Consider the following 874-nt stretch of genomic DNA (forward strand, 5'->3'; position numbering starts at 1 on the left):
TGTTTCGTGCCGGGTTCTTTAGAGGCTCGGAACCAACGCTTCGTCCTCTGCCGGCACCGGTGCCTGCCGGTAGAAACCGTCCTCGAACTCCGCCGGCGGGACCAGGCCGATCTCGCCGTGCAGGCGCCGGTGGTTGAACCAGTCCACGTACTCGGCCACCGCGATCTCCACCTCCTCCAGCCCCCTCCACGGGCCCCGGTTGCGGATCAGCTCGGCCTTGAACAAGGAGTGGAACGCCTCGGCCAGCGCGTTGTCGTAGGAGTCGCCGGTGCTACCGACCGAGGCCACCGCCCCCGCCTCGGCCAGCCGCTGTGTGTAGCGCACGGCCAGGTACTGGGTGCCGCGGTCGGAGTGGTGGACCAGCCCATCGATGCGCCGCCCGACGTGCCGCCGGTTCCACACCGCCATCTCCAACGCGTCCAGCGCCAGATCGGTGCGCAACGACTTCGACACCTGCCAGCCCACCACCCGGCGGGAGAACACGTCGATCACGAACGCGGCGTAGACCCACCCGGTGAAGGTGCGGATGTAGGTGATGTCGGCGACCCACAACCGGTTCGGAGCATCCGCCGTGAAGGCCCTGGCGACCAGGTCCGGACGGGTGTCCGGTCCCGGGGCCAAGACGGTGGTGCGCGGGCCCTTGGCCCGGGTGATGCCGCGCAGCCCCGCCCGGCGCATCAGCCGGTGGACGGTGCAGCGGGCCACCCGGTGCCCCTGCCGGTTCAGCTCGGCGTGGACCTTGCGCACCCCGTACACGCCGTAGTTGTCGGTGTGCACCTGCCGGATCCTCTCCTGGGTGGCCTCATCGGTGCGCGAGCGCAGCGACGGGGCCCGGCTCTTGGCCGCGTAGTAGGTGGACGGGGCGAACTGCAGC

At 70.4% G+C, this 874-nt stretch carries 1 protein-coding gene; it reads right to left on the reverse strand.

Annotated features, from left to right (window positions below; all coding sequences use genetic code 11):
• Positions 1-18: 18 nt before the first annotated feature.
• Positions 19-874: IS3 family transposase (locus tag C892_RS29835; protein ID WP_017559958.1), on the reverse strand; the 856-nt coding region annotated here is incomplete at its 5' end.

The organism is Nocardiopsis baichengensis YIM 90130 (assembly GCF_000341205.1).
GTDB lineage: Bacteria > Actinomycetota > Actinomycetes > Streptosporangiales > Streptosporangiaceae > Nocardiopsis_A > Nocardiopsis_A halophila.